The organism is Actinacidiphila sp. DG2A-62 (assembly GCF_035825295.1).
Lineage (GTDB): Bacteria > Actinomycetota > Actinomycetes > Streptomycetales > Streptomycetaceae > Actinacidiphila.
Genome location: NZ_JAYMGI010000002.1, coordinates 373565 through 397866 on the forward strand (window position 1 = coordinate 373565; position 24302 = coordinate 397866).

Annotated in this window: 16 protein-coding genes and 2 pseudogenes; 3 read left to right on the forward strand and 15 right to left on the reverse strand. The window is 74.4% G+C overall.

All coding sequences use genetic code 11. The annotated features are described in order from the left end of the window. The first annotated feature begins 38 nt into the window (after positions 1–38). Both VSR01_RS02125 and VSR01_RS02130 read left to right on the forward strand, forming a co-directional pair. Positions 39–623: a MarR family winged helix-turn-helix transcriptional regulator gene (locus VSR01_RS02125; protein ID WP_326447584.1), complete on the forward strand. Its 585-nt coding sequence runs from the start codon at positions 39–41 to the stop codon at positions 621–623. Beyond that, positions 620–1902: pseudogene (locus VSR01_RS02130) on the forward strand (MFS transporter); the annotation flags it as partial. The gene VSR01_RS02125 and the pseudogene VSR01_RS02130, both read left to right, overlap by 4 nt. A 286-nt stretch (positions 1903–2188) precedes the next feature. Here VSR01_RS02130 and VSR01_RS02135 read toward each other — a convergent pair. Beyond that, positions 2189–2974, reverse strand: coding sequence for a TetR/AcrR family transcriptional regulator (locus VSR01_RS02135; RefSeq protein WP_326447585.1), 786 nt, complete (start codon positions 2972–2974; stop codon positions 2189–2191). Positions 2975–3181: 207 nt separating this feature from the next. On the opposite strand from VSR01_RS02135, the gene VSR01_RS02140 reads away from it, so the two are divergent. Continuing rightward, positions 3182–4144: an aldo/keto reductase gene (locus VSR01_RS02140; protein ID WP_326447586.1), complete on the forward strand. Its 963-nt coding sequence runs from the start codon at positions 3182–3184 to the stop codon at positions 4142–4144. A gap of 43 nt (positions 4145–4187) precedes the next feature. Here the strand turns inward: VSR01_RS02140 and VSR01_RS02145 are convergent, their stop codons facing one another. The 14 genes and pseudogenes from VSR01_RS02145 to VSR01_RS02215 form a co-directional block, all read right to left on the reverse strand. After that, entirely contained in the window at positions 4188–4388 is a 201-nt protein-coding gene (locus tag VSR01_RS02145; RefSeq protein ID WP_326447587.1) for a hypothetical protein, read from the reverse strand. After that, a complete protein-coding gene (locus tag VSR01_RS02150; RefSeq protein WP_326447588.1) occupies positions 4385–4558 on the reverse strand; it encodes a hypothetical protein in 174 nt (57 codons plus the stop codon). The genes VSR01_RS02145 and VSR01_RS02150 overlap by 4 nt, the downstream gene beginning before the upstream one ends. 52 nt (positions 4559–4610) lie before the next feature. Further along, the gene (locus tag VSR01_RS02155) at positions 4611–6833 is read right to left on the reverse strand and encodes an SGNH/GDSL hydrolase family protein (protein ID WP_326447589.1); all 2223 of its coding nucleotides are present in this window, start codon (positions 6831–6833) and stop codon (positions 4611–4613) included. Positions 6834–7053: 220 nt separating this feature from the next. Then, positions 7054–8013 carry an aldo/keto reductase gene (locus VSR01_RS02160; protein ID WP_326447590.1) on the reverse strand — a complete coding sequence of 320 codons (960 nt, stop codon included), beginning with the start codon at positions 8011–8013 and terminating at the stop codon, positions 7054–7056. A gap of 293 nt (positions 8014–8306) precedes the next feature. Next, on the reverse strand, positions 8307–9509 hold the full coding sequence (locus VSR01_RS02165; RefSeq protein WP_326447591.1) for a saccharopine dehydrogenase family protein: 1203 nt from the start codon (positions 9507–9509) through the stop codon (positions 8307–8309). A gap of 149 nt (positions 9510–9658) precedes the next feature. Then, complete coding sequence (locus tag VSR01_RS02170) at positions 9659–10885, reverse strand: DUF4185 domain-containing protein (protein ID WP_326447592.1); 1227 nt, start codon at positions 10883–10885, stop codon at positions 9659–9661. Between the two features lie 80 nt (positions 10886–10965). Then, positions 10966–12240, reverse strand: a complete 1275-nt coding sequence (locus tag VSR01_RS02175) for a DUF4185 domain-containing protein (RefSeq protein WP_326447593.1) — start codon at positions 12238–12240, stop codon at positions 10966–10968. 55 nt (positions 12241–12295) lie between these two features. Next, positions 12296–13585: an extracellular solute-binding protein gene (locus VSR01_RS02180; RefSeq protein ID WP_326447594.1), complete on the reverse strand. Its 1290-nt coding sequence runs from the start codon at positions 13583–13585 to the stop codon at positions 12296–12298. A gap of 49 nt (positions 13586–13634) precedes the next feature. Then, a complete protein-coding gene (locus VSR01_RS02185) occupies positions 13635–14516 on the reverse strand; it encodes a carbohydrate ABC transporter permease (RefSeq protein ID WP_326447595.1) in 882 nt (293 codons plus the stop codon). Then, positions 14513–15496: a carbohydrate ABC transporter permease gene (locus VSR01_RS02190; protein ID WP_326447596.1), complete on the reverse strand. Its 984-nt coding sequence runs from the start codon at positions 15494–15496 to the stop codon at positions 14513–14515. The genes VSR01_RS02185 and VSR01_RS02190 overlap by 4 nt, the downstream gene beginning before the upstream one ends. Further along, positions 15493–16665, reverse strand: coding sequence for a glycoside hydrolase family 130 protein (locus tag VSR01_RS02195; protein ID WP_326447597.1), 1173 nt, complete (start codon positions 16663–16665; stop codon positions 15493–15495). The genes VSR01_RS02190 and VSR01_RS02195 overlap by 4 nt, the downstream gene beginning before the upstream one ends. Further along, complete coding sequence (locus VSR01_RS02200; RefSeq protein ID WP_326447598.1) at positions 16662–17633, reverse strand: acetylxylan esterase; 972 nt, start codon at positions 17631–17633, stop codon at positions 16662–16664. Before VSR01_RS02200 ends, VSR01_RS02195 begins: the two co-directional genes overlap by 4 nt. Positions 17634–17815: 182 nt before the next feature. Continuing rightward, a pseudogene (locus VSR01_RS02205) lies at positions 17816–20900 on the reverse strand (alpha-mannosidase). Beyond that, positions 20893–24063 carry an alpha-mannosidase gene (locus VSR01_RS02215; protein WP_326447600.1) on the reverse strand — a complete coding sequence of 1057 codons (3171 nt, stop codon included), beginning with the start codon at positions 24061–24063 and terminating at the stop codon, positions 20893–20895. Before VSR01_RS02215 ends, VSR01_RS02205 begins: the two are co-directional and overlap by 8 nt. Positions 24064–24302 lie beyond the last annotated feature (239 nt).

Below are 24302 nucleotides of genomic sequence, written 5' to 3' on the forward strand. Positions count from 1 at the left end.
GTGACAGACCTTATATAAGCACTGTTACAGTGGTCGGCATGAGCGATGCCGAGACATCCGGGGCGACATCCGGGGCGACATCCGGCGGGACGCCCGGCACACCGCCCGGCGCCGGACACGGCGCCACGCCCGAGCGGTCGGCCGACCCCACCGAGCAGAGCCTGTGGCGGCCCCTGCGGCTGCTCCAGGCGGCGATGGACGCGGAGATCGGGCGGCTCTACGCGGAGCAGCAGATCGAGGGGCTCAAGCCCAGCTATGTGATGGAGCTGCTGCGGCTGCACGCCCGGGGCCCGATGACGATCACCGAGCTGGCCGCGTCGGTGGAGCGTACGCACTCGGCGCTGAGCCAGAAGGTGGCCGCGATGCGCAGGGACGGATGGGTCACGACGGTCGCGGGCGACGACGCGCGGAGCAAGAAGGTGGCGCTCACCGACAAGGCGCGGCGCGAGGTCGGCCGACTGGCGGCGGAGTGGCGGGCCACCGAGGCGGCGATCGCGGAGCTGGAGGCGGAGATCCCGTACCCGCTGTCGCGGGTGGTCGGCGACATCGAGCAGGCGCTCGCCCGCCGCGGCTTCCGCGACCGCATCGCCGAGAAGCTGGCCGAGGACCCGGCGTGGGGCTGAGCGGCGCGACGTCGACCGGCGCGGGAGCGAGGAGCGCGCTGATCGACGTGGCGCCGCTGCGTGCGTCGGCGGCGTTCCGGCGGCTGTGGGTCGGGCGCGCGCTGTCCGCGTTCGGCGGCCAGATGACGCTGGTCGCGGTGATGTTCCAGATCTGGCGGGCGACCGGGAGCACGGCGTGGACCGGCGCGGTCGGACTCGTCCAGGCGGTCCCGCTGGTCGCGCTCGGGCTGTTCGCCGGGTCGCTGGTGGACCGGGTGGACCGCCGCGCCTTCTTCCTGCTGACGACCGCGGGCCAGGCGGCGTGCTCGCTGCTGCTGGCGGCGCAGGGCCCGTTCGGGAGGCGCCGGCCGGCGCGGTGCTGGGCGTGCTGGCCCTCCAGTCGTGCGTCGCGGCCGGGGCGGGGCCGGCGTCGCGGACCTTCGTCCCGCAGCTGCTGCCCAAGGAGCAATTGGCCGCGGGGCTCGCGCTCAACCGGGTCGCGTTCCAGGGCGCGATGCTGCTGGGGCCCGCGCTCGGCGGGGTGGCCGTGGCGGCGCTGGGCGTCGGCGGCTGCTATCTGATCGACGCGCTGACCTTCGCCGCCGCGCTGTACGGGGCGTTCGGCCTGCCGCCGATGCCGCCCGGCGACGAGCCCGCGCGGCCCGGTCTGCGCGGGGTGCTGGACGGGCTGGCCTTCCTCGGCCGCACGCCCGTGGTCCGCGGGGCGCTGCTCGCCGATCTGGCCACCACCGTGCTGTCGATGCCGGTCAGCCTCTTCCCGCTGGTCAACGCCGAGCGTTTCGGCGGGAGTCCGCGCACGCTCGGCCTGTTCCTGACGGCCGTGGCGGTCGGCGGCGTCGCCGCGTCGCTGTTCTCCGGGACCTTCACCCGGCTGCCGCGGCCCGGTCTGGTGATGCTGTGCGGCTCCGCGTCCTGGGGCGCCGCGCTGACCGCGTTCGGACTGTCGTCGAACCCGTGGGCCGGGCTGGCCCTCCTCGCGGTCGCCGGGGCGGCCGACACCGTCGCCGTGGTGTCCCGCGGCACGGTCGTCCAGGCGCACACCCCGCCGGAACTGCTCGGCCGCGTCGGCGCGGCCGAGCAGATCGTCGGCCAGGCCGGCCCCGACCTCGGCAACATGCGCGGCGGCCTGGTCGCCGACGCCACGTCAGGAGCCGCGGCACTGGTCACCGGCGGCCTGCTCTGCCTCGGGGCGGTCGTGCTGATCGGCGCGGGCACGCCGGACCTGCGCGGGCCCGACGCGCGTACGCGGGCGGAGCCGCGCATGCCGTCCTCGGCCCCGCCGGAGGGACCCCTCGCGCCACTTGCACCGGGCGCACCGGCCACGCGACCACCCGCACCGGCCACCCCGCCAGGACTCCTCGCGCCACCCGCGCCAGGCGCGCTCGGGGCCGGTCCCGCATCGGCCACGCGACCACCCGCACCGGCCACCCCGCCGGGGCCTCTCGCACCACCCGCACCACCCGCACCACCCGCGACAGCCGCGCCGCCCGCCGGCGCGGACCCGGCGTCGGCGGGTTCCTGAACGCCGGGGCGGGCCGGTGGGAACAGGGCTTCGCGGCCCGGGATCAGCGGGCCAGCCGGTGGAGCCAGTCCCTCAGCAAGGCCGTCTCGGTCGCGCTCAGCGGCACGCCCGTCCCCGCGCCGGGGGCGGCTCCCCCGGCGTCCTCCGCGCGCCCGTCCCCGCCCGCGCCCGCACCGCCGGTCGCCTCCGCCAGCGCCGCGTCCAGGGCGAGCGCGCGGGGCGCGAGTCCGGGCGCGACCGGGCCGGCAGCCCCGCCGGGGGCGTCCGGCGCCTCGGTCAGCGCGGCCACGAGCATCTCGCGCATCCTCGTGGAGGCGTCGAGGTCGCGCTCGCGCGCGGAGACGGCGAGCAGCGACAGGGTGACGCCGGTCGCCGCGGCCAGGAAGAGCTGCGCGGCGAGCGGCGGCGGGACCCGCAGGCGGCCCGCCGCCGCGGCCCGGTCCAGAAAGGTCAGCAGCAGGTCGTGCGCCTGGTCCGCGGCGTGCGGGCGGTGGCCCGGCCGGTCGGTGCCGAACATCAGGACGTAGAAGGCCGGGTGGCGCAGACCGAAGTCGACGTGGACGTCCCAGCCGCGGCGCATGTCGGCGACCGGGTCGTCGGTGCGCTCCAGCGTCCGCTTCTCGGCGAGGTAGAGGTCGAAGGCGTGGACGGCCAGGGCCGCGAGGAGGCCGTCCTTGTCGCCGAAGAGCTGGTAGAGGGACGCGGCGCGGATGCCGGCCGCCGCGGCGACCGAGCGCGTCGAGACCGCCTGGGCGCCCTCGCGCTCCAGGATGCCCGCCGCCGCTTCGAGGATCTGCCGCCGGGTCCGGCTCTTCGCGTCGTCGTCCACGGTTGCAATGCTACGGCATTGCGCGTATCGCTGGAACGAATCAGCGCTACGGAAAAGCGCGTGGCACCGATACGGAACACCGGACGCCCGATCGGGCGGCGGCGCGCGGGCCGGGAACGGCGATGCGAGCGCGGCGCGCGGTGATGCGTGCGCGGTGATGCGTGCGCGGTGATGCGTCCGGACGGCAGCGATCGAGGGAGAACGACCATGAACCGAGTCGGGTACGGCGCGATGCAACTGGCCGGGCCGAACGTGTGGGGACCGCCCGACGACCCCGAGGCGGCGAAGGAGGTGCTGCGCCTCGCGGTCGATCTGGGCGTGACGTTCTTCGACACCGCCAACGCGTACGGGCCGCGCACGGTGAACCGGCTGATCGGCGAGGCGCTGCGGCCCTTCCCCGAGGACGTGGTCATCGGCAACAAGGTCGGCGCGGAGCGCGGTCCCGGTCGCGAGTGGATCGTCGCGGACCGGCCGGAGACGATCCGCCGGCAGGTTTACGAGGCGCTGGAGGATCTGGGCGCGGAGGCGAGCGAGCTGACGTATCTGCGGCTCGGCGGCGACTTCCCCGGCCCCCCGAGTCAGGTGCCGCTGGAGGAACGGCTCGGCGTGCTCGTGGAACTGCGCGAGCAGGGGCTGGTCCGCCGCATCGGCCTGTCCGGCGCGTCGCCGCAGGCGCTGGCCAGGGCGCGGCGGATGACGCCGATCGCGGCGGTGCAGAACCGGTTCAACCTGCTGGACCGCAGCGGCGTGCAGGTGCTCGCCGACTGCGAGGCGCACGGCGTCCTCTTCGTGCCGTACTTCCCGCTGGCCTCGGGGCGGCTGGCAGGCCACGAGGAGCTGACCGGTCCGGCGCGGCGCCTGGGCGCCACGCCCGCACAGGTCGCGCTCGCCTGGCTGCTGCGCCGCTCCCCCGCCGTGGTCGTGATCCCCGGCACCGCGGACCCGGGCCACCTGCGCGCGAACGTCGCCGCCGCGGAGGTCGCCGAGCGGCTGACCGATGCCGAGGTCGCCCGGCTGACCGGCCTCGTCGACGAGTCGCGGGCCGTGCTGGACCAGCCGCACCGGTCGACCCTGGACGCGCTCGCCGCCGCGGCGGGCGCCGACGGCGACCACCCGCGCGGCGCCGCCCCGGCGGCATCGCCCGGTACGCGCTCCGGCGGGTCCCGGTGACGGCTGGACCTCGCCGGGACCCGCGGGAGCTCCGGCCGCGGGCCTACTCGAGCGGCTCGAGCGGCTCGACCAGGAGCGAGGTGTGCTGGTTGTCGTACGCCTCGATCATCACCAGCGTGCAGGCCAGGACCCTGGCCCGGTAGACCCGGCGGACGGGCAGGTCGGCGAGCGGCTCCAGCGGGTACGCGCGGCCGACGGCGGCCATGCCGCCGTTGGTCAGCCGGCTGGCGTGCGCGTGGTTCATGTACCGGATGCCGGTGTCCAGGTCGAGGACGACGGGACAGCCCTGGCCTCGGCGAAGTCCGGCCGGCGCAGCCGCTTGCGCTCCGGCCGCGTGTCGACGAACTCGGTCACCTCTACCGTGTGCCCGGCCGGAACGGCAGCCGGGTAGTTCAACGCGATCACCACACCCATGCGGCGACCCTAACCGGGAACCGGCGTCCCGGTCAGGGTCGTTGCTCGGCGCTCAGCTGCCGGCCTGGTCGAGCGTCACCGCGAACAGCTTCAACCGGGCCTGGTCCGGGAGCGTGAGGGAGCTGACCGTCCGGTTCGGGTCCAGCGGGAGCGTACGGGCGAAGATCGTGACGGCCGGTCCGTCCCGGCCGGCGCCGGCCTTGTAGCGGTACGCCGCCGCGACCGCGACGTCCTCGCCGGACCGCGGGCTGCCCGCGGCCCAGTCGCTGAAGCCGAGCGGCACATCGGCGGTGGTGCCGTCGGTGTACGTGACGGTGGCGACGGCGTCGGCCGAGCCGCCCGAGGCGGCCCCGAGCAGCCGCGCCCGGTCCGCGCGCAGAGCCGGCAGCGCGAGGGTCTGGCCGCGCGCGGTGACCGCGTTCTTCACCCCGTCGGCCGAGGACGGGAAGTCGAACGGCGTGCCGGCCAGCACCTGCGGCCCCGCGGCCGGGAGCGTCTCCGCGGCGTAACTCCAGCCCAGGTCGTCGAAGTCGCCGTCGTCGGGGTGCGCGGCGGTGGCGATCGCGTCGCGGTCGTAGGCGCCGCTCAGGTCGACCGGGCAGGCGTCGCCGGCCGCGCCGCAGCCCAGGCTCCGCACGTCGAGGACGGCGTCGGACACGGCGGTCGAGGTCCGCCCGCCCGCGACGGTGCGCACGGTGAAGGCGACATGGTGCTCGCCCGGCGTCGCGCCGGCCGGCACCGGGACGTCCTGCGCGACGTCGACCTGGGCGAAGCGCCCGTCGCTGCGGACGCTGAAGGAGTGCGTGAGGCCCTTGCCGAGCGGCCTGCCGTCGAGGGTCGCGGTGACCGTGCCGCGCACCGTGCCCTGCGCCTGGACGGTGGTCCGCGTGACGAACGGCAGGGTCGCGGCGCGGCCGGCCAGCGCGACCGCCCGCTGCGGCGACGCGGCGACCGACAGGGAGCGCTGCGGGCGGTGGGCCGGCGCCGGGCGGGCGGGGCCGGGGCGGCCGAGGGCGCCGAGGTCGACGGAGTCGGCCATCGCCTGGTAGCCCGCGTCGCCCGGGTGCAGGTGGTCGCCGCTGTCGTAGGCGGGCAGCATCCGGTGCGGGTCCGCCGGGTCGCGCACCGCGGCGTCGAAGTCCACCACGGCGTCGAACACGCCGCTGTCGCGTATCCAGCTGTTGACCGCCTCGCGGGCGCCTTCCTGCGCCGGGCTGTACGTGCCCCAGCCCTCGAACGGCGTGAGCGTCGCGCCCAGCACCCGCAGCCCGGCCGCGTGCGAGCGGTCGGCGATGTCGTGCAGGCCGGCGATGATCTGGTCGGCGTCGCCCTGGCCGGGGATCAGCTGGATGTCGTTGATGCCCTCCAGCACGATCACGGTACGGACGCCCGCGCGCCGCAGCACGTCCCGGTCCAGGCGGGTGACCGCGGCCTGGCCGGCGCCGTCGGTGAGCACCCGGTTGCCGCTGATGCCGGCGTTCATGACGCCGAGCCGGCTCGCCGGGCCGTGGCTCGCCCGCAGCCGGGCCGAGAGCAGGTCGGGCCAGCGCCGGTCCGCGCCGGAGGTCGAGCCGATGCCGTCGGTGATCGAGTCGCCCAGGGCGACGACGGAGCCGGCGCCCGCCGTGGCCTGCGCCCCGCCGGGCTGCACGTCGACCTCGGTGACGTAGTGCCAGGAACCGGTGGTGTCGGGGAGGCCCGCGGCCGAGAGGTCCGCGGCGTGGTCCGTGCCGTCGGTGGCGTAGTACGAGGTGGACATGCCGGCGTCGTGGTAGGTCACCGGGCCGGACGGGTCGGGGGTGAAGGTGCTGACGAACAGGTCGTCGGCGGCGGCGATCGGCAGGTCGACCGGGTCGCTGTAGACCTCCTGGCCGGCCCGCACGGTCACCGCGCGCTGCCCGCCGAAGGTCAGCGTGCGCAGGGTGCGCGGCGCGATCGCGGCGCTGCCGGGCAGTCGCTGCAGGCCGACGGTGGTGTGCGCGAAGAGCACGGGCGCGGTGCCGAAGGCGTTGGAGAGCTTCACCCGCACCCGCTCCCCGCCGACGCTGGTGTGCACCAGGTTGCGGATCGTGTAGCCGGCGTAGCCGGTGGTGCCGGTGCCGCCGTTCGCCGCGGCGGCCCAGGTGCCGGTCCAGCCGGCGCCGGGCGACGCGCCGGTGGCGGGGGCCGCGCCGGTGGCCGGGGCCGCGGGTGCCGCCGCGGCCGCGGACAACGGCGGCCCGGCGGCGGCCAGCAGCAGCGCGGCGAGCGTGGCGCATCTGCGCAGGGACAGCATGGACACTCCTCCTCATGGCCGTGGGCGCATCGTCGACAACGTTGTCCAGGGACGCTCGTGCGGCGGGGCGGGAGTGCGATGAGGTGACAACGTTGTCAGGTATCTGTCATGCCAACGTAACGGGCCGCGTCGCGGAGGGTCAACCCCCGTGCACCGGACGGAACATGCCGGCGGAGAGGGAACCGCCCGCGGCGCGGGACGTGCGGCGCCGGCGGGCCCGTCAGGTCCAGGGCAGCGCCGCGCGGTGGGCCCAGTACGCCTCGGGCTGCTCGGCGAGGGCGTCCAGGGCGGCGGCCTGCTCGTCGGTGAGGGTCAGGTCCGCGGCCGTGAGGTTGGAGGCGAGCTGCGCGGTGGTCGCGGCGCCGGACAGCACCACGTCGGCCCACGGCCGGTGCAGCGCCGCGGCCAGCGCGAGGGCGTCGTACCCCGCGCCCGTCGCCCCGGCCACCGGGTCCAGCACGCGTGCCGCGCGCGGGTCGGGCGCCGCGAGGCGGCCGTTGGCCATCGCCTCCTTGACGATGACCGCCCGGCCCGCGTCGTGCGCCTCGGCCAGCGCCGGGCCCGCGGACGGTTCCAGGAGGTTCCAGGTGGCCTGGACGCTGCGGAACAGCGGTTCGCCGTCGACCGTCAGCGCGAGCGCGGCGCGGATCGCGTCGCCCTGCGCGGGCCCACTGGCCGACAGTCCCACGGTGACGCCCTCGGCGGCGAGGGCGGCGAGGGCGCGCTGGAGCGTCCGGTCGGTGAGGACGGGGCTGTCCGGGGTCACCGAGTGCACCTGGTAGACGGTCAGCCGGTCCCCCAGCAGCCGCCGGGTCTCGGCGAGTTGGCGCCGGTACGCGGCGAGGCTGTGCTCTTTGACCTCGTGCGTGGCGGCGTCGGTGCGCCAGTCGGCGGTGTAGGTGTAGCCCCACTTGCTGGAGACGATCAGGCCGGGGAGGTCGCCGCGGTCGCGCAGCCACTGCGCGAGGAACTCCTCGGCCCGCCCGTACGACCGCGCGGTGTCGATGTGCCGGACCCCGGCGGCCCACGCGGCGTCCAGCAGGTCGTGCACCCGCCGGCGCATGGCGTCCACGCCGCGGTCCCGCGGCAGGTCGCGCTCGCGCCCGAGGTTGAGGTAGCCGGGCCGGCCGACGGCGGCAAGGCCCAGGCCGATCCTGCGGGGGGACGCGGGTGCGTTCACGCGGGGTGCGCTCCTCGGCTGTCGGTGCGGGCCGCCCGGCGGGGCGGGCGGTCGGGGGCGGGCGGTCGGCGGGGTCCGGGCGGCGCCCCCACCCGGGACCGCGACCGGCTCGCCCGCCGTCCACCGTAACCGGCGGGGCGCCGCCCGGGCACGACCGCAACGCCGCCCGCGCGCGGCCGGGGCCGCGTCGACGCCCGGGTCGCAGCGGGCCGCCGCGGCGCCGCCCCCTCCCCCGCGGACGACGCCGGCGCGCGGCGCCGGAAGGCGTCCTGCTGTCCGCCGGGGCGCGGCCCTCACATCTCGCGCAGCTCCCACGGCGATCCGTACGCGGTGAGCAGGTCGAGGAAGGGGCGCGGGGCCAGGGCCTCGGGGCCGAGGACCCCGGTGGCGGTCCAGGCGCCGGTGGCGAGGAGTTCGAGGGCGACGACGGGGTTGATCGCGGTCTGCCAGACGACGGCCTGGCAGCCGTACTCGGCCATCGTCCGCTCGTTGTCGGCGACGTGGTAGAGGTACACCTCGCGCGGTCGGCCGTCGCGGCTGCCCCTGACCCAGGTGCCGGCGCACGTCCGGCCGCGCATGCGGTCGCCGAGGCGGGCGGGGTCGGGCAGGCAGGCGGCGACCACGTCGCGCGGGGAGACGGACGCGGCGCCGACCCGGACCGGCTCGGTGCGGTCCAGGCCCAGTTTGCGGAGCGTCTTCAGGACGTCGATGAACTCCTGCCCGAGGCCGTACTTGAACGTCACCCGGCGCGCGTCGAGCCAGCGCGGCATCAGCAGCACCTCCTCGTGCTCGACGTTGACGCACTCCACCGGTCCGATGCCGGCCGGGAAGTCGAAGACCTCCGGCTCGCTGAAGGGCTCGGTGGTGAACCAGCCGCGGTCCGCCTCGTAGACGACCGGCGGGTTGAGGCACTCCTCGATGGTGGTCCAGATGGAGAACGACGGTGCGAAGCCGTAGCCGTCGACGGTGAGGTCCGCGCCGTCGCGTACGCCGATCTCGTCGATCGCGTCGAACAGCTCGTCGGCGGCGTAGCGGGCGAAGACGTCGGACAGGCCGGGTTCGACGCCCATGCCGACGAGGGCCAGGCGGCCGGAGTCCCGCCAGCGCTCGGCGAGGGCGAACTGCTCGTCGCCGAGCTTGACCCCGGTCAGCTCGTGCGGCCGCTCGGGGTGCGGGCGCGAGAGCGACATCGCCATGTCGAGGTAATGGGCGCCGGCGGCCAGCGCCTCCTCGAACAGCGGCATGACGAAGCGCGGATCGGTGGCGTTGAGCAGCACGTCGCAGTGGTGCTCGGCCAGCAGAGAGCGGACCGCGGCGCGGTCGGCCGCGTCGACGCGGGCGGCGACCAGGCGCGGGTCGCCGGCCGCGCGGACCGCCCGGGCCGCGCGCTCGCCGTCGTGGTCGGCGACGACCATCAGCTCGAAGAAGTGGCGGCGGGCGGCGATCGCGGTGATCGCGCCTCCGACGCCGCCCGCGCCCACCAGCAGGATCCGCATCGCGCACTCCCCTTCCGCTTCCGCCGTGTCGTCCGCGTGCGGGGCCGCTCCGGCGGGCGGCGCGGACCCCGCGGGCGTCCGGCGCCGCCGCCGGGCGTGGCGGCGGCGCCGGACGCGCAGGAGTGCACCGTACCCGGGCGGGGCCGCGTTCAGCCTCCGGCGGTGAAGTCCACGCGCTCCAGGATCTGGTAGCCGGTGCCGGGCTGGTAGTAGCTGATGTACTGGGTCAGCCCGTTGTTCTGGGCGTACTCGGGGTGCGCGTAGAGCGCGTAGTCGACGCCGCCGGACGGTGTGCGGCCGGTGAACATCGTCGTGGGCGCGGACCACGGGCCCCAGGGGTCGGCGGCGGTCTCGTACTGCGCGGTGTTCGACAGCGGTGCCATGTAGGTGTCGAGCCAGGCGTTCAGGCCGGGGACCCACTGCACGGTGCCGCCGGCGCCGCCGGAGTCCAGCACCTGGACGGCGCGGGACTCGTCGGAGGTCCATACCGGCTGGCCGTTGCTGTCGCCGGCGTAGAAGGTCCACTGGGCGCGGTCCTGGACCGAGGCCAGCGGCACCCGGCCGAGCCGGCAGCGGAAGTTCTCGCAGTGGCCGTAGCCGTAGAGGGTGTCGCCGGAGACGAACGCGGAGTTGTTGCCGTAGCCCTGGCCGGGGCCGAAGAGCATGGTGGCGTCGTCGCCGTCGACGGTGTGCACGGGGGCCGGCATGTTCTGGGCGTCGAGCCGGGTGACGGTGTGGGAGTCCATGTCGATGGCGGCGACGCCGTTGCCCTGTTCCTGGCCCGCGAAGCCGTTGTAGCAGGGCGCGCCCTCGGTGCTCTGGCCGCGGCAGAGCTTGCCGTAGAAGGTGAGCAGCCGGTGCCGGACCGGGTCGGCGACGATCGCGCCGGGCCAGTAGGCGAAGACCGAGCCGCAGTACGTGTCGGAGGCGGTGGTGCAGCCGTTGTTGTGGGTGGCCTGGAAGGCGTACTCGTTGAGCGTCATGGGGATGAGCGAGTCCGGCACGCCGGTGTCGGTGCTGGTGTAGGGCGAGGCGGAGGTGAGCGTGATGCCGTCGGCGCCGTTGAGGTCGTCGGTCATCGCGCCGCTGTTGGTGAGCAGGCTGTTGTCCGTCAGGGCGGTGTCGTTGAAGATCCACACCGAGTGGCCCTGGTAGCCGGTGCTCTGGCCGTTGTCGCGGCCGGAGACGAAGGCGCCGTTGAACAGGATGTGGGAGTTCTGGGCGATGACGCCGAGGTCCTGCGCGCCGGCCACGGTCGGCGCGGAGACGGCGGTGGCGTCGGGTGCGCTCACCGCGAGGGCGAGGGCGGCGGCAGCGGCGGAGAGGCCGAGCAGCGCTCGGCGTCGGGGGCGGTGCGTCGACGACGAAGGGAACATGACCATCCTCCAGGGGTGGGGGCGCCGCGGGGCGGCGGCGCGAGGTGCCGCCGCCCCGCGGCCTGTCGGGGTCGGGGTGCTCAGGACTGCTTCGCCAGGTCGAAGTCCACGCGGACGAGCTGCTGGGAGCCGTCCTGCGGGCGGTAGTAGCTGAAGAACTGGGTGAGCCCGCCGCGGCGCGCGTACTCGGGGTGCGCGAACATCGCGTAGTCCCAGAGCTGGTCGGTGGGCAGGCCGGTGAACATCGGCTTGGCCTCGGTCCACGGGCCCCAGGGGGTGGGGGCGGTCTGGTAGCGGCCGACGTTGTCGAACAGGCTCATGTACGTGTCGAGGTAGCCGTGCAGCGCCGGTACGTACTGGACGGTGGAGCCGGCCGGGCCGTTGCCCGCGCCGACCGGGACCGCGGCGTCGGGGTCGGTGGACCACACCGGGCTCCCGTCGGGGGTGCTGCCGGTGTAGTAGCGCCAGGCCAGGCGGTCCTGGATGCGGGCGGCCGGGACCTTCGCCAGCGCGCAGGAGTTGACGGTGGTGTCGCAGCGGCCGTAGGCGTAGATGACGCCGTCGCGCAGCACCATCGAGCCGCTCGCGAACTCCTTGCCGGGCGCGAACATCAGCGCCGGGTCGACGCCCTCGGGGCCGGCGTGGGTGACCGCGGGGTCGGGGTGCTCGACGGTGATCCGGCTGACCTTGTGGGTGCGCATGTCGAGTTGGGCGAAGCCGGTGCCCAGTGCGGTGCCGACGAAGCCGGACGCGCAGGGTGTGCCGTCCGGGGCGCCGCGGCAGAGCTTGCCGTAGGAGAAGATGATGCGGTGCCGGGCCGGGTCGGCGACGACCGGCCCGGGCCAGAAGCCGAACACGGTGCCGCAGTAGTCGTCGCCGGTCGCGCAGGGCTGGGCGTGCGCGTCGGTGAAGTCGCGCTCGGCCCTGGTGAGCGGCATCAGCTCGGTGGGCGCGCCGGTGTCCGCGGTGCTGAACGGGGTGGTGGAGGTCAGGTCGATGCCGTCGCGGGCGTCCAGGTCGGCGGTGACGGCGCCGCTGTTGGACAGGAAGCCCTCGGGGTCCCGCAGCATGGTGTCGTCGAAGATCCACACCGAACGGCCCTGGTAGCCGGCGCTCTGGCCGTTGTCGCGGCCGACGACGTGGGACTCCTGCCGCAGCGCGGGCAGCGGCGCGCTGGCGGTGACGCTGAGGGTGCGGCCGGGCGGCGGCGCGGGCTGCGCGGCGGCGCCGGGGGTCGCCACCGCGGTGACCAGCGCCGCGGTGGCGCCGACGACCGCCAGCGGCAGCCGGAGCCTGGTTCCGGCGCGTCTCGGTATCGCCCGTGCCGCTGATCGTGTCCGTCTGGTCTGTCTCATCCGTGCGTCTCCCTTGTCGAGGACGGTGGAGCGGGGAGGAGGGCGGCCGTGCGGGTCACGTGCCGCTCGCCAGCGCGTTGATCTGCGCGATGGCCTTGGCCACGCCGGCCTCGGTGTCGGTTTTGCCGCCGACCGCCGGGTTCCAGATCGCGGTGACGATGTCGGTGGCCTTGGTGGACCACGGCTCCATGAAGCCGGTCTGCACCTTGGTGGGCGCGTTCAGTTCGTACTTGACCGAGGCGGCCATGACGGCGGGGCCGTCGCCCTGGCCGGCCAGCCCCTCGAAGTAGCCGGTCGAACCGGGCAGGTACGCGATCGGCGCCACCGGCACCTTGCGCATCGTCTCGTTGAAGACGTCGGTCTCCAGGTACGACAGCGCCTTCCACACCTGGTCGGGGTTGCCGAGGGTGGCCGGCGAGCAGACGCCGTTGGTCTCGGTGGGCTGCACGTTCTTGTCCACCCGCGGCATCGGCACGAAGCCCCAGTCGAAGGAGGGCTTGTCGGTGACCATGGTCTGCGCGAGCCACTGGCCGCCGAACATCATCGGGATGGAGCCGTTGGCGAAGGAGGCGGCGGCGTTCTGCGTGCTGGTGTCCGGGTAGGTGATCTGGCCGGCCTTGGTCGCGGCGGCGTAGCGCTTGGCGGCCTCCACCACCTTGGGGTCGGCGGTGACGTGCGTGACGCCGGTCGCGGTCGGGGCCAGCGGCTGCCCGCCGGCGGACACCGCGTACTGGGCCAGGCCGAACGGGCTGTCCAGCAGCGTCCACTGGGTGACCAGGCCCTGCTTGGCGCCGCCCTTGCCGGTGAGCTTCGCCGCGTCGGCGAACATCTCGTCGTAGGTCCAGCCGGCCTTGGGCACGCTCACCCCGGCGGCGTCGAAGAGCTTCTTGTTGTAGAAGACGCCGTAGGTGTTGGCGAGCGTGGGGATGCCGTAGAGCTTGCCCTTGGCGTACCAGGAGTCCAGCGAGCCGGGTGAGAACTTGGCCAGGTCGATTCCCTGGTTCTTCTTGGCGTGGTCGGTCCAGTCGTAGAGCAGGCCCTGCGAGGCGAGGGTCTGCTCCTCGACGTTGCTGCACCAGAAGAAGTCCGGCATCTTCTTGGACATGATCAGCGAGGCGAGCTTCTGCGCGTAGTCGGCGTTGGGCGCGGCCTGGCGCTTCATGGTGATGCCCGAGGACTTGGTGAACGCGGTGAACGCGGCGTCCATCGCGCTGTTGGTCTGGGTGGTCTCCCAGGACATCCAGGTCACCGTGGACGCGGAGTGCGAGGCGCCGCTGGAACCGCATGCGGCGGTGGTGGCCAGGGCGGTGGCGGCTGCCGCCACGCCGAGCGCGCGTATCTTCACGAGAATTACCTCCCGGTACCGTCGGGCGGGTACCGCACAGGGGATGGAATTACTTGGAGCTCATGCCGAGGGCGCCGATGCCCTGCATGAAATAGCGCTGCGCGAAGAAGAAGAGCAGCAGCGGCGGCAGCATGTAGAGCAGGTTGGTCGCCATGAACAGGTTGTACTGGGAGGTCGATCCGCCGGCGGTGTCGCTGACGAAGCTGGCCATGCCCATCGACAGCGTGAAGCGGCTCGGGGTCTGGAGGTACACCAGCGGGTTGAGGTAGTCGTTCCAGGCCAGTTGGAAGGAGAGCACGGCCATCGTCATCCACACCGGGCGGGTGAGCGGGACCATGATGGACCAGAAGATCCGCAGGTGGCTGGCGCCGTCGATCTTCGCGGCCTCGTCCAGGGAGAAGGGGATGGACAGGAAGTACTGGCGGGCCAGGAACACGAAGACCGGCGAGCCGAGGAAGGCCGGCAGGATGAGCGGGACCCAGGTGTCGATGAGTCCGAGGTCGATCCACAGGTGCTGCAGCGGGATCAGCCCGACCATCGGCGGCAGGAACATGCTCGCGGTGAAGGCGTAGAACCAGAATTTGCGGCCGCGGAATCTGATGCGTGCCAGACCGTATCCGACGAGCATCGAGGAGACCACCGAGCCGACGGTCGACAGCACGGTGATGATGGCGGTGTTGAGCAGCAGCCGGTAGAAGTTCACGCTGCGCGGGCCGTCGACGAAATTGGAGAAGCGGAATTCGTGCGGCAGGAACTGCGGCGGCAGTTTGTTGACGTCGGCGCCGCTCTTGAGCGCGATGGAGACCATCCACACCAGGGGCAGCAGCATCGAGACGCTGAGCACGACGCACAGGAGGTACCAGCAGGCCCGGGAGGCGCGCAGCGGCACGCGCATCGCCAGGGTCTGCGCCGGGGGCCGGGCGGTGGTCACTTCTCGCCCTCCTCGCTGCTGTAGACCCAGATCGAGGAGAACCGCAGGGTGACCGCGGTGACGAGCATGACGATCACGAACAGCACCCAGACCTCGGCGGTGGCGTAGCCGAGTTGGGGCGAGGACAGGTAGTTGCCGAAGCCGTCGTTGTAGATCTTGTACATCAGGACGTCGGTGCTGGTGCCCGGGCCGCCCTTGGTGAGGATGGCGATCTGGTTGAAGGTCTGGAAGGTGAGGTTGATCTGGAGTACGAGCTGGAGCAGCAGTACCGGGGTGATCATCGGCAGGGTGATCCGGAAGAAGGTCCTGATCGGTCCCGCGCCGTCGACCTGCGCGGCCTCGTACAGCTCGCTGGGCACCGCCTGGAGGCCGGCCAGGAAGATCATCATGGTGCCGCCGATGCCCCACAGGCCGACCAGCACCACCGCGGGCATGGCCATCTTGGTGCTGCCGAGCCAGACGCTGGTCGGCAGGTGGAGCGTGTGCAGCACCTTGTTGGCCAGGCCGTACTGCGGGTCGTAGATGTACTTCCACAGTGCGAGGACGGCCACCGACGGCAGCACCACCGGCAGGTAGAAGATGGTGCGGAAGATCCGCACGCCGCGCAGCGGCCGGTTGACCAGCACCGCGAGCGCGAGGCCGATGACCAGTGAGGCCGGCACGCTCATCAGCACGAACAGGCCGGTGGCGCGCAGCGACGGCCAGAAGGTCGGGTCCCGGTTCAGCACGTAGTCGAAGTTGTCCCAGCCGGTCCACTTGGCGGCGGTCAGGCCGTTCCAGTCGGTGAAGGCGTGGTATCCGGAGGTGACCAGCGGATACACGGCGAGCAGGCCGAGTCCCACGATGGCCGGCGCGATGAACAGGTGCCCGGTGACGAACTCCCGCAGGGCGCCGCGCCGCCGGCGCGAGCGGGCCGCGTCGTCGTCGCGGCCGGTGTCCGCGGCGCGGCCGGCCGCGGTGGCGATTCTGGTGGCCGTCATCGCCGTTCGCCCCCGGCGGGGCCCGCGGGTCCGGGGAATCCGGCGAGCGCGGCGCGGCAGGCCCGTGCCGTGCCGGTCGCGGGGGCGGGGCGGCCGGCCGCGCGCACCAGGCGGGCGGCGCCGATCCGCGCGTCGGCCATGCCGTAGAAGCACAGCAGTCCGGTCTCGTGCGGCAGCAGCGCGGTGGGGAAAACAACGTTGTCGACGGTGCCGGCGACCTCCTCGGGCGACTCCGGTTCCAGCAGCGGCTGCCTGGTGCGGGCCAGGACGCGGCCGGGGTCGTCGGCGTCGAGGAGCGCGGCGCCGGCCCGGTAGGACTGGCCGCCGTCGCCGGTGGGGCTGACGCCGTGGTAGAGCAGCAGCCAGCCGCCCTGCACCCGGACCGGCGGCGGCCCCGCCCCGATCTTGGTCTGCTCCCAGGGCTGTTCCGGCCGCATGACCTCGCGGTGGCCGGTGAGCACGGTCAGCATGCTCCGGTCGGCGCGGGCCGCGTCGAGGTCGACGTACGACAGCCACACCGACAGTCCGCCGCCGTCGTGACCGCCGGGGAGGTACCGGCCCAGCCGGCCGCCGTCGAGCGCCTCGCCCCACATCGGGCGGTGCAGCACCGCGAGCGCGGGGCGGCCGTTCGGGCCGGTCACCGGCTCGGGCAGGATCACCACGTCCTTGTTCCAGACCAGGTTCAGCTCGACGTCGGCCGCGTCGTCGTAGACGAAGACTAGCGGGCCGAGCCGGCGCCAGCCGGTGAGGTCGGAGGAGACCGCGAGGGCGGTGCGCGGGCCGAGCGGCCCGTAGGCGACGTACGTCATCAGCCAGCAGTCGAGGGCGTCGACCCGGGTGACCCGGGGGTCCTCGACGCCGGCGTGGTCGTCGGCCCGCTCCCAGCTGCGGTCGGGTTCCAGCACGGTGCCCGCGCGGTGCACGCCGGTCGGGACGCCGCCGGCGAAGGCGACGGTGGCGCGGGAGATCCGCGAGACGTTGCCCTCGGCCACGATCCGCGGGAACAGCACGATGCCGCCGTCCGGGGCGAGCGCGCCGCCGGGGTTGAGGGTGCCCTCGGCCTCGGCCGGGTCGTCGGGGTCCGGGCTCATCACGGTGCCGAGCCGCTCGAAGCGGTACGGGAAAACGCTCTCCGTCCCGGTGGCGCCGGTCATGTCCGTCGCGCTCATCCGGCGACCGCCTCGGGCTTGGCGAGGGAGTTGGCGAACTCCAGGTGCAGTTCGCGCAGGTATCCCATGCCGTTCTCGTGGCCGTTGAACGGCCAGACCTGGATGCGCTTGGTGCCGCCGTAGGCGTTGTGCGCGGCGAAGACGCTGGAGGGCGGGCAGACGGTGTCCATCAGGCCGACGGAGAAGAAGCCGGGGGCGGTCGCGCGCGCGGCGAAGTGCACCCCGTCGTGGTAGGAGACGGTGCGCTCGGCGCGCTCCACCTTGTCGCGCTGGACCCGCAGGTAGTCGCGCAGCTCCGAGTAGGGCGCGTCGTCGGTGATCGTGGCGCAGCGCATGATGTCGCACAGGAACGGCGCGTCGCTGATCATCCCGATGACGTCCGACCGCAGTCCCGCGACCGCCAGGGATATGCCGCCGCCCTGGCTGCCGCCGGCCACCAGGACCCGTTCGGGGTCGACGACGTCGAACTCCCGCACCGCGTCCACCGCGCGCACCGCGTCGGTGAACACCCGCCGGTAGTAGTAGTCGTCCGGGTCCTCGATGCCGCGGGTCACCAGCCCGCCGGCCTGCGGCGCCCCGGTCACGCCGAGGTCGGGGGTGTCCGCGCCGACCTGGCCGCGGCAGTCCACCAGCAGGTGGGCGTAGCCGGCGGCGCTCCACATCAGGGACTCGCTGGGCTTGCCGCGTCCGCCGGTGTAGCCCAGATACTCCACCACGGCGGGCAGCGGGCGCACGCCGTTGCGCGGCACCATCAGCCAGGCGGCGATCCGCTGTCCGGCGAAGCCGCCGAAGGACACGTCGTACACGTCGATGGTGGACAGCCGGGTGGACATCGGGGTGAACCGCGGGTCGAGCGGATGGGCGGCGGCCTCGGCGAGGGTCCTCGACCAGAAGGCGTCGAAGTCGTCGGGCGCCGCGGCGGGCGAGCGGAAGGCGTGCAACTCCGGTAGTGGCAGGTCGAACTGCATGGGAGGTCCCCTCTCCGGGACTGGGTCCAGATGACACCGGACGACACCGGGCAGGGGCCCCGGTCGTCGCACGCTTCGTGAATCCCGTGTGTCGGCGATGTGTCCCGCGGGTTGAAGCGTGGCATAGGATCAAGCCAATGTCAACGTTGACATTATGGGGTGCCGCAGCGGCTGCGGCGGGTTCAGGAAGGGCCGTCCAGCCGCAGCCTGACGGTCACGATCTCGAAGGGGCGCAAGCCCAGCAGCACCCCCTCGGCGTCGAACTCCACGGCTCCCGTGGGCCGTTCGAGGAGGTCGGTGAGCCGGGCGTCGCGGACCGGCGCGACGGCCGAAAGCCGTACCCTGGCGCGGTCGCCCAGGGGTTCGTACAGCCGGACCACGACGTCGCCGGAGCGGTCGTCGGCCAGCTTGACCGCCTCGACCACCGCGGGCCCGTCCACCGCCACCAGCGGCGCCACGTCCGATCCGCCGGTCACCGCGCGCGGCGGCAGGTTGATCCGGTAGCCCTCGCGCACCGCGACGGCCGTGTCGGCGCCGCACACCAGGGCGTAGCGGAAGACGTGCCGGCCCTGGTCCGCGTGCGGGTCGGGGAACCGCTGGGCGCGCACCAGGGACAGCGCGAGGACGGTGGTGGTGCCGCCGTCGGGGCGCACCTGCCGGGTCGCGTCGTAGCCGTAGCTGGAGTCGTTGACGACGGCGGCGCCGTAGCCGGGCTCGCCGACGTGCACGAACCGGTGCGCGCACGCCTCGAACTTCGCCTCCTCCCAGGAGGTGTTGCGGTGCAGCGGCCTGCGCACATGGCCGAACTGGACCTCGGCGGCGACCGTGTCCGCGCGGATGTCCAGCGGGAACACGGCCTTGCACAGGCGCTGTTCGGCGTGCCAGTCGATCGTCGTCTCGAAGTCGAGGCGGGGTTCACCCGCGGCCAGCCGCACGCGCTGCTCGTACCGGCAGCCGTCGTGGGTGCGGACCACGGTGACCACGGGGTCGCGATCGCCTCCGCCGCCGGGGCCGTCGCCGGGATCGCCGCCGGGTTGGAGGTCGACGCTGTCGGCGTCGGACAGGTCGTGTGCGGCGGCGCGGTAGTGCTCGTCGAGGTCCCAGGCGTCGGCGCCCACCGGGTGGTCGGCGTGCAGCCGCAGCAGTCCGGCCTGCTCGCCGGGCGGCACCAGCTCCCGCTCGCGCACCAGGTCGTATACGGACGTGACCGCGCCACGGGTGTCGATCTCCACCCGCAACAGGCCGTTGTCCAGCAGGACATGGCCGGATTCGGTGCGCCGGGCGCGGGCCGGCGCTGGCCGCCGCGGCTCGGCGGCGCCGAGCGCGGGCACTTTGTCGCGGGCGTGCGGCGCGGCGTTGAACTCCAGCCGCCGCGAGCCGGGCCCGGCCAGGGCGGTCACCGCGGCCCCGACCAGTTCCCGCAGGCGGCTCTCCAGTTCGGCGTAGCGCTGGGCCGCCTCGCGGTAGACCCAGGCGATCGAGGAACCGGGCAGGATGTCGTGGAACTGGTGCAGCAGCACGTCCTTCCACAGGGCGTCCAGTTCCTCGTACGGGTACTCCGCGAGCCCGCGCACGGCGGCGGTGGCGCACCACAGCTCGGCCTCGCGCAGCAGGTGCTCGCAGGCCCGGTTGGCGCGCTTGACGTCGGCCTGGGTGGTGAGGGTGCCGCGGTGCACCTCCAGGTACAGCTCCCCCGCCCACACCGGCGCGCGGTCGGCCTGCGCCTGTGCGGCGGCGAAGAAGTCGCCGGGCGCGCCGATCGCCACCTTCGGCAGTCCCTCCAGGTCGCGCAGCCGCGCGGCGTGCTCCAGCATCTCGCGGGTCGGCCCGCCGCCGCCGTCGCCCCAGCCGAACGGCACCAGCGAGCGGCTGTCCGCGCCGTCGTCGGCGCAGCGCTCGGCGGCGCCCGTCAGATCGGCCGCCGACAGGTCGCTGTTGTAGGTGTCCACCGGCGGGAAGTGCGCCAGCACCCGGCTGCCGTCCAGTCCCTCCCACCAGAAGGTGCTGTGCGGGAAGCGGTTGACCTGGTTCCACGACAGCTTCTGCGTCATGAACCGGGTCGCCCCGGCGAGCCGGAAGATCTGCGGCAGCGCGGCGGAGTAGCCGAAGGAGTCCGGCAGCCAGATCTCGTCCGACTCGTAGCCGTACTCCTGGAGGAAGAACCGTTTGCCGTAGGTGAGTTGGCGGACCATGGCCTCGCCGCCCGGCATGTTGGCGTCGGACTCCACCCACATGCCGCCGACCGGGTGGACCGCGCCGGCCGCGACCGCCTCGCGCAGCCGCTCGAACAGCGCCGGCTGGTGCTCCTTCAGCCACGCGTGCTGCTGGGCCTGGGAGAACGCGAAGACCAGTTCCGGGTGTTCGGCGCGCAGCGCGGTGACGTTCGCGACGGTGCGGGCGACCTTGCGGACGCTCTCGCGGACCGGCCACAGCCAGGCGGAGTCGATGTGCGCGTGGCCGACCGCGGTGACCCGGTGCGCGCTGGCGGCGGCCGGGCTCGCGAGGACGCCGGCGAGCATCGCGCGCGCGGCGGCCGGCGACCAGGTCCCGGTCAGCTCGGCCCGGTCCAGGTGGTCCAGCACGTCGGTCACCGCCCGTGCCACCGCGTGCCGGCGCGGCTGCGCCGCGGGCAGCACCTCCAGCAGGCCGCCCAGCACTTCCAGGTCGGCGACCAGCGCGCGGACCTCGTCGTCGACGAGCGCGACCTGGGCGCCGCCGAAGACGTAGAGGGGCTCGCGGCCGGCCGTCGTGACGTCGCCCAGGTCGGTGGGCGCCCACGGGTACGGCTGGTGGATGGTCGGGTTGGCGGCGGCCTCCACCAGGAAGTCCACCCGGGTCCCGGCGGTCAGCGGCCGGGAGGCCGGGCCGACGCCGCCGGGCCCCGCGGGGTCGACCGGCACGTGCCAGGCTGCGCGGGTGCAGGCCCTTGAGCGGCACGCCGTCCGGCGTGTGCGCCAGGCCCTCGACGGTGAAGCCGGGGCCGACGCCGGTGAACCCGAGGTCGACCAGGGCCTCGGCGCGCCGCCCGGACCAGGCGTCCGGCAGCGTCGCGGTGCAGCGCAGCCAGGTGGTCCCCCACGGCGGGCCCCAGCGCTCGCCCGCGGTGAACGGCGTGTAGTCGGCGCGCAGCGCGGTCGCGGCGTCCACCGGCTCGCCCGGCACGTGCCAGGCGGTCACCGCAAGCGGCAGCCGGTCGGTGTGCCGGGCGGGCCGCAGCCGCCGCTCCAGTACGCGGGCGAGACGGGCTCCGAGCCGGTCGTCACGCATCGCCGCCGGTCCCTTCCGCCGCTCCGCCGCCGTCCGCCGCGCAGTCGGCGTCCGCCGCGCAGTCGGCGTCCCGCGCCGCGAAACGCAGCGTGACGATCTCGAACGGGCGCAGTTCCAGGGCGACGCGCTCGCCCGCCCGGTACGTCCTGCCGCCGGGGCGCGGCTGCTCCAGCAGGTCGGTCTCGACGGCCGCGCCCGCCGCGCGCACGGTGAGGGTGGCGCCGGCGCGGGCGCCGAGCGACTCGTAGAGCCGGACGACGAGGTCGCCGGAGCGGTCGTCGGCGAGCTTGACCGCCTCGACCACCACGGCGGGGTGGTCCACCGCGACCTCGGGCGCGACCGGGCCGGCGCCGAGCAGCGTGCGCGGCGGCAGGTTGATCCGGTAGCCCTCGCGCACCGCGGCGGCGGTGTCGGCGCCGCACACCAGGCCGTAGCCGAAGCGGTGCGGGCCCTGGTCGGTGTCCGGGTCGGGGTAGCGCGGTGCGCGCAGCAGCGACAGCCGGACGGTGGAGTACGTCCCGCCGCCGGGGTGGGCGGTGCGGGTGATGTCGTGGCCGTAGGTGGAGTCGTTGACCACCGCGGCGCCGTACCCGGGCTCGCCGACGTGCACGAACCGGTGCGCGCACACCTCGAACTTGGCCGCGTCCCAAGTGGTGTTGGCGTGCGTGGGCCGCGTCAGGTGGCCGTACTGGATCTCGGCGGTGGCGCTGTCGGTGTGCACGTCGACGGGGAACGCGGCCTTCAGGAAGCGCTCCCGCTCGTGCCAGTCGACCTCGGCGGTGAAGCGGAGGGTGCGGGTGCCGGGGGCGAGCGTGATCGTCTGCACGGCGCGGGAGCCGCCCGAGGCGCCGAAGGTGCGGCGCACGGTCACGGTCGCGGCGGCGGGCGCGGCGCCGGGTCCGGGTGCGGCGGTGGACGGGGCGGCGGGCGCGGCGCCGGGTTCGGGTGCGGCGGCGGACGTGCCGCCCTCGACCTCCAGCGCGTCGACGCCCGTGACGTCCTCCACGCGGTTGCGGTAGACGTCGTCGACGTTCCACGCGTCGAAGGAGGTGGGCCGGTCGGGGTGGAGCTGGAGCAGGTTCGCGGCGGCGCCGGGCGGCACCACCTCGCGCCCGCCGGCGGCCAGGTCGCGGACCGAGGTGACCAGGCCGCGGCCGTCGACGCGGACCCGCAGCAGGCCGTTGTCGAGCACGACGCCGTCCCCGTCGCGGGTCACCCCGACCGGGCGGTCCTGCTCGTCGGCCTCGGCGGCGCCGAGCGCGGGCACCCCGTCGCGGGCGTGCGGCGCGGCGTTGAAGGTCAGCGGCCGCCCGCCCTCGCCGGCCAGCGCCCGCTGGGCGGTGTCCCGCAGCGCCTCCAGTTCGCCGATCACCCGGCGGTAGGTCTCGCGCGCCTCGCGGTGCACCCAGGCGATCGAGGAACCGGGCAGGATGTCGTGGAACTGGTGCAGCAGCACGGTCTTCCACAGCCGGTCCAACTCGTCGTACGGGTACGGCGCGAGGCCCCGGCGGGCCGCGGCCGACGCCCACAGCTCGACCTCGCGCAGCAGGTGCTCGCTGCGCCGGTTGCCCTGCTTCATCAGCGCCTGCGAGGTGTACGTGCCGCGGTGCGACTCCAGGTACAGCTCCCCCACCCACACCGGGGCGTCCGGGAGTTCGGCGCGGGCCGCGGCGAAGAACTCCGCGGGGGTCTGCACGGTCACCGCCGGCGAACCCGCCAAGTCCGCCTGGCGGCGAGCGCGTTCGAGCATGTCGGCGGTGGGGCCGCCGCCGCCGTCGCCGTGGCCGAACGCCACCAGGGACCGGGTGGCCGGCCCGGACTCGGTGAACCGCTCGGCGGCGAAGGCCAGTTCGGAGGGGATCAGCTCGGCGTTGTAGTTCTCCACCGGCGGGTAGTGCGAGAAGATCCGGGTGCCGTCGATGCCCTCCCACCAGAACGTGTTGTGCGGGAAGCGGTCGACCTCGTTGTAGGCCATCTTCTGGGTGAGGAACCACTCCATGCCGGCCAGCCGGGCGATCTGCGGGAGCGCGGCGGTGTAGCCGAAGGAGTCCGGTAGCCACACCTCGCGGCACACCACCCCGAACTCCTCGCGGAAGAGCCGCTGTCCGTGGCTGAACTGGCGGGCCAGCGACTCACCGCCCGGCATGTTGGTGTCGGCCTCCACCCACATGCCGCCGACCGGCACGAACGTCCCGGCGGCGACCGCGTCCTTGATCCGGGCGAACAGCGCGGGGTGGGCGTCGCGCACCCACGCGTACTGCTGCGCCTGGGAGCAGGCGAAGCGCAGTTCCGGGTAACGATCGGCGAGCGCGGTGACGTTGGAGAAGGTGCGGGCCGCCTTGCGGACGGTCTCGCGGACCGGCCACAGCCAGGCGGAGTCGATGTGCGCGTGCCCGACCGCGGAGACGCGGTGGGCGGCGTGGTCGGCGGGGGCGGCCAGCAGCGGCTCCAGCGCGGCGCGGGCCCGGGCCGCGCCGGCCGCCACGGCGCCGGTGTCCAGGTCGTCCAGCATCCGGCCGAGCCCGTGCAGGATCTCCCGGCCGCGGCCGGAGTGCGCGGGCAGCGCCCTGGCCAGGCCGAGCAGCACCTCGACGTCGAGGGCGAGGCCGCGCACCACCGGGTCGACCAGGGCGAGGTCGAGCGTGGTGAGGGTGTAGAGCGGGTCGCGCGGCGCGGTGTGCAGGTCGCCCAGGTCGGTGGGGCGGAAGGCGTGCTCGATCACCGGGGGGTTGGCGGCGGCCTCCAGGTAGTAGTCGACCTCCTCGCCGCCGGCCGCCTCCTCGGCGATGAGGAGTTCGGTGTTGTCGGGCTCGATGCCCTGCACCGGCACGCCGTCGGGCCGGTGCACCAGCCCCTCGGCCTGGAAGCCGGGGCCACCGGAGAAGCCCAGGTCGGCGCGGAGCACCACGCGCCCGCCGGCCCACTCCCGCGGCACCCGGCCGGTGACGTGGAACCAGCTCGTGCCCCAGGCGGGCCCCCAGCGCTCGCCCACGGCCGCGGGCCGGAACTCCCCGGCTATCGCCTCGGCCGCCGGCACCGGCTCCCCCGGCAGGTGGTTGGCGCTGACCTCCAGCGGCACGCGGGCCACCAGGACGGCCGGCCGGATCCGCTCGCGCAGCGCCCGCTCGACCCGGTCCTGGGTGTGCCTGCTGCTGTCGTGCACGCTCGTACTCCCCTTCGCTTCCCCACAGTCGACGTGCCGGACGCGAGCGGGCTCCGCGGCTCCGGCTCGGTCGAACATGTCACGCGCCGGAAACAATGTCAACGTTGACAATTTTTCTGTCCGCCCTGGACGATGGCCGCGCGAAGGGGGATACGCGCGGGCGCGCGCGGGCCCGCGGGACAGGGTCCGCGGCGGGCGGTGAGGGGCGGGCACGGGGCGCCGCCGGGACAGCGGCCGGC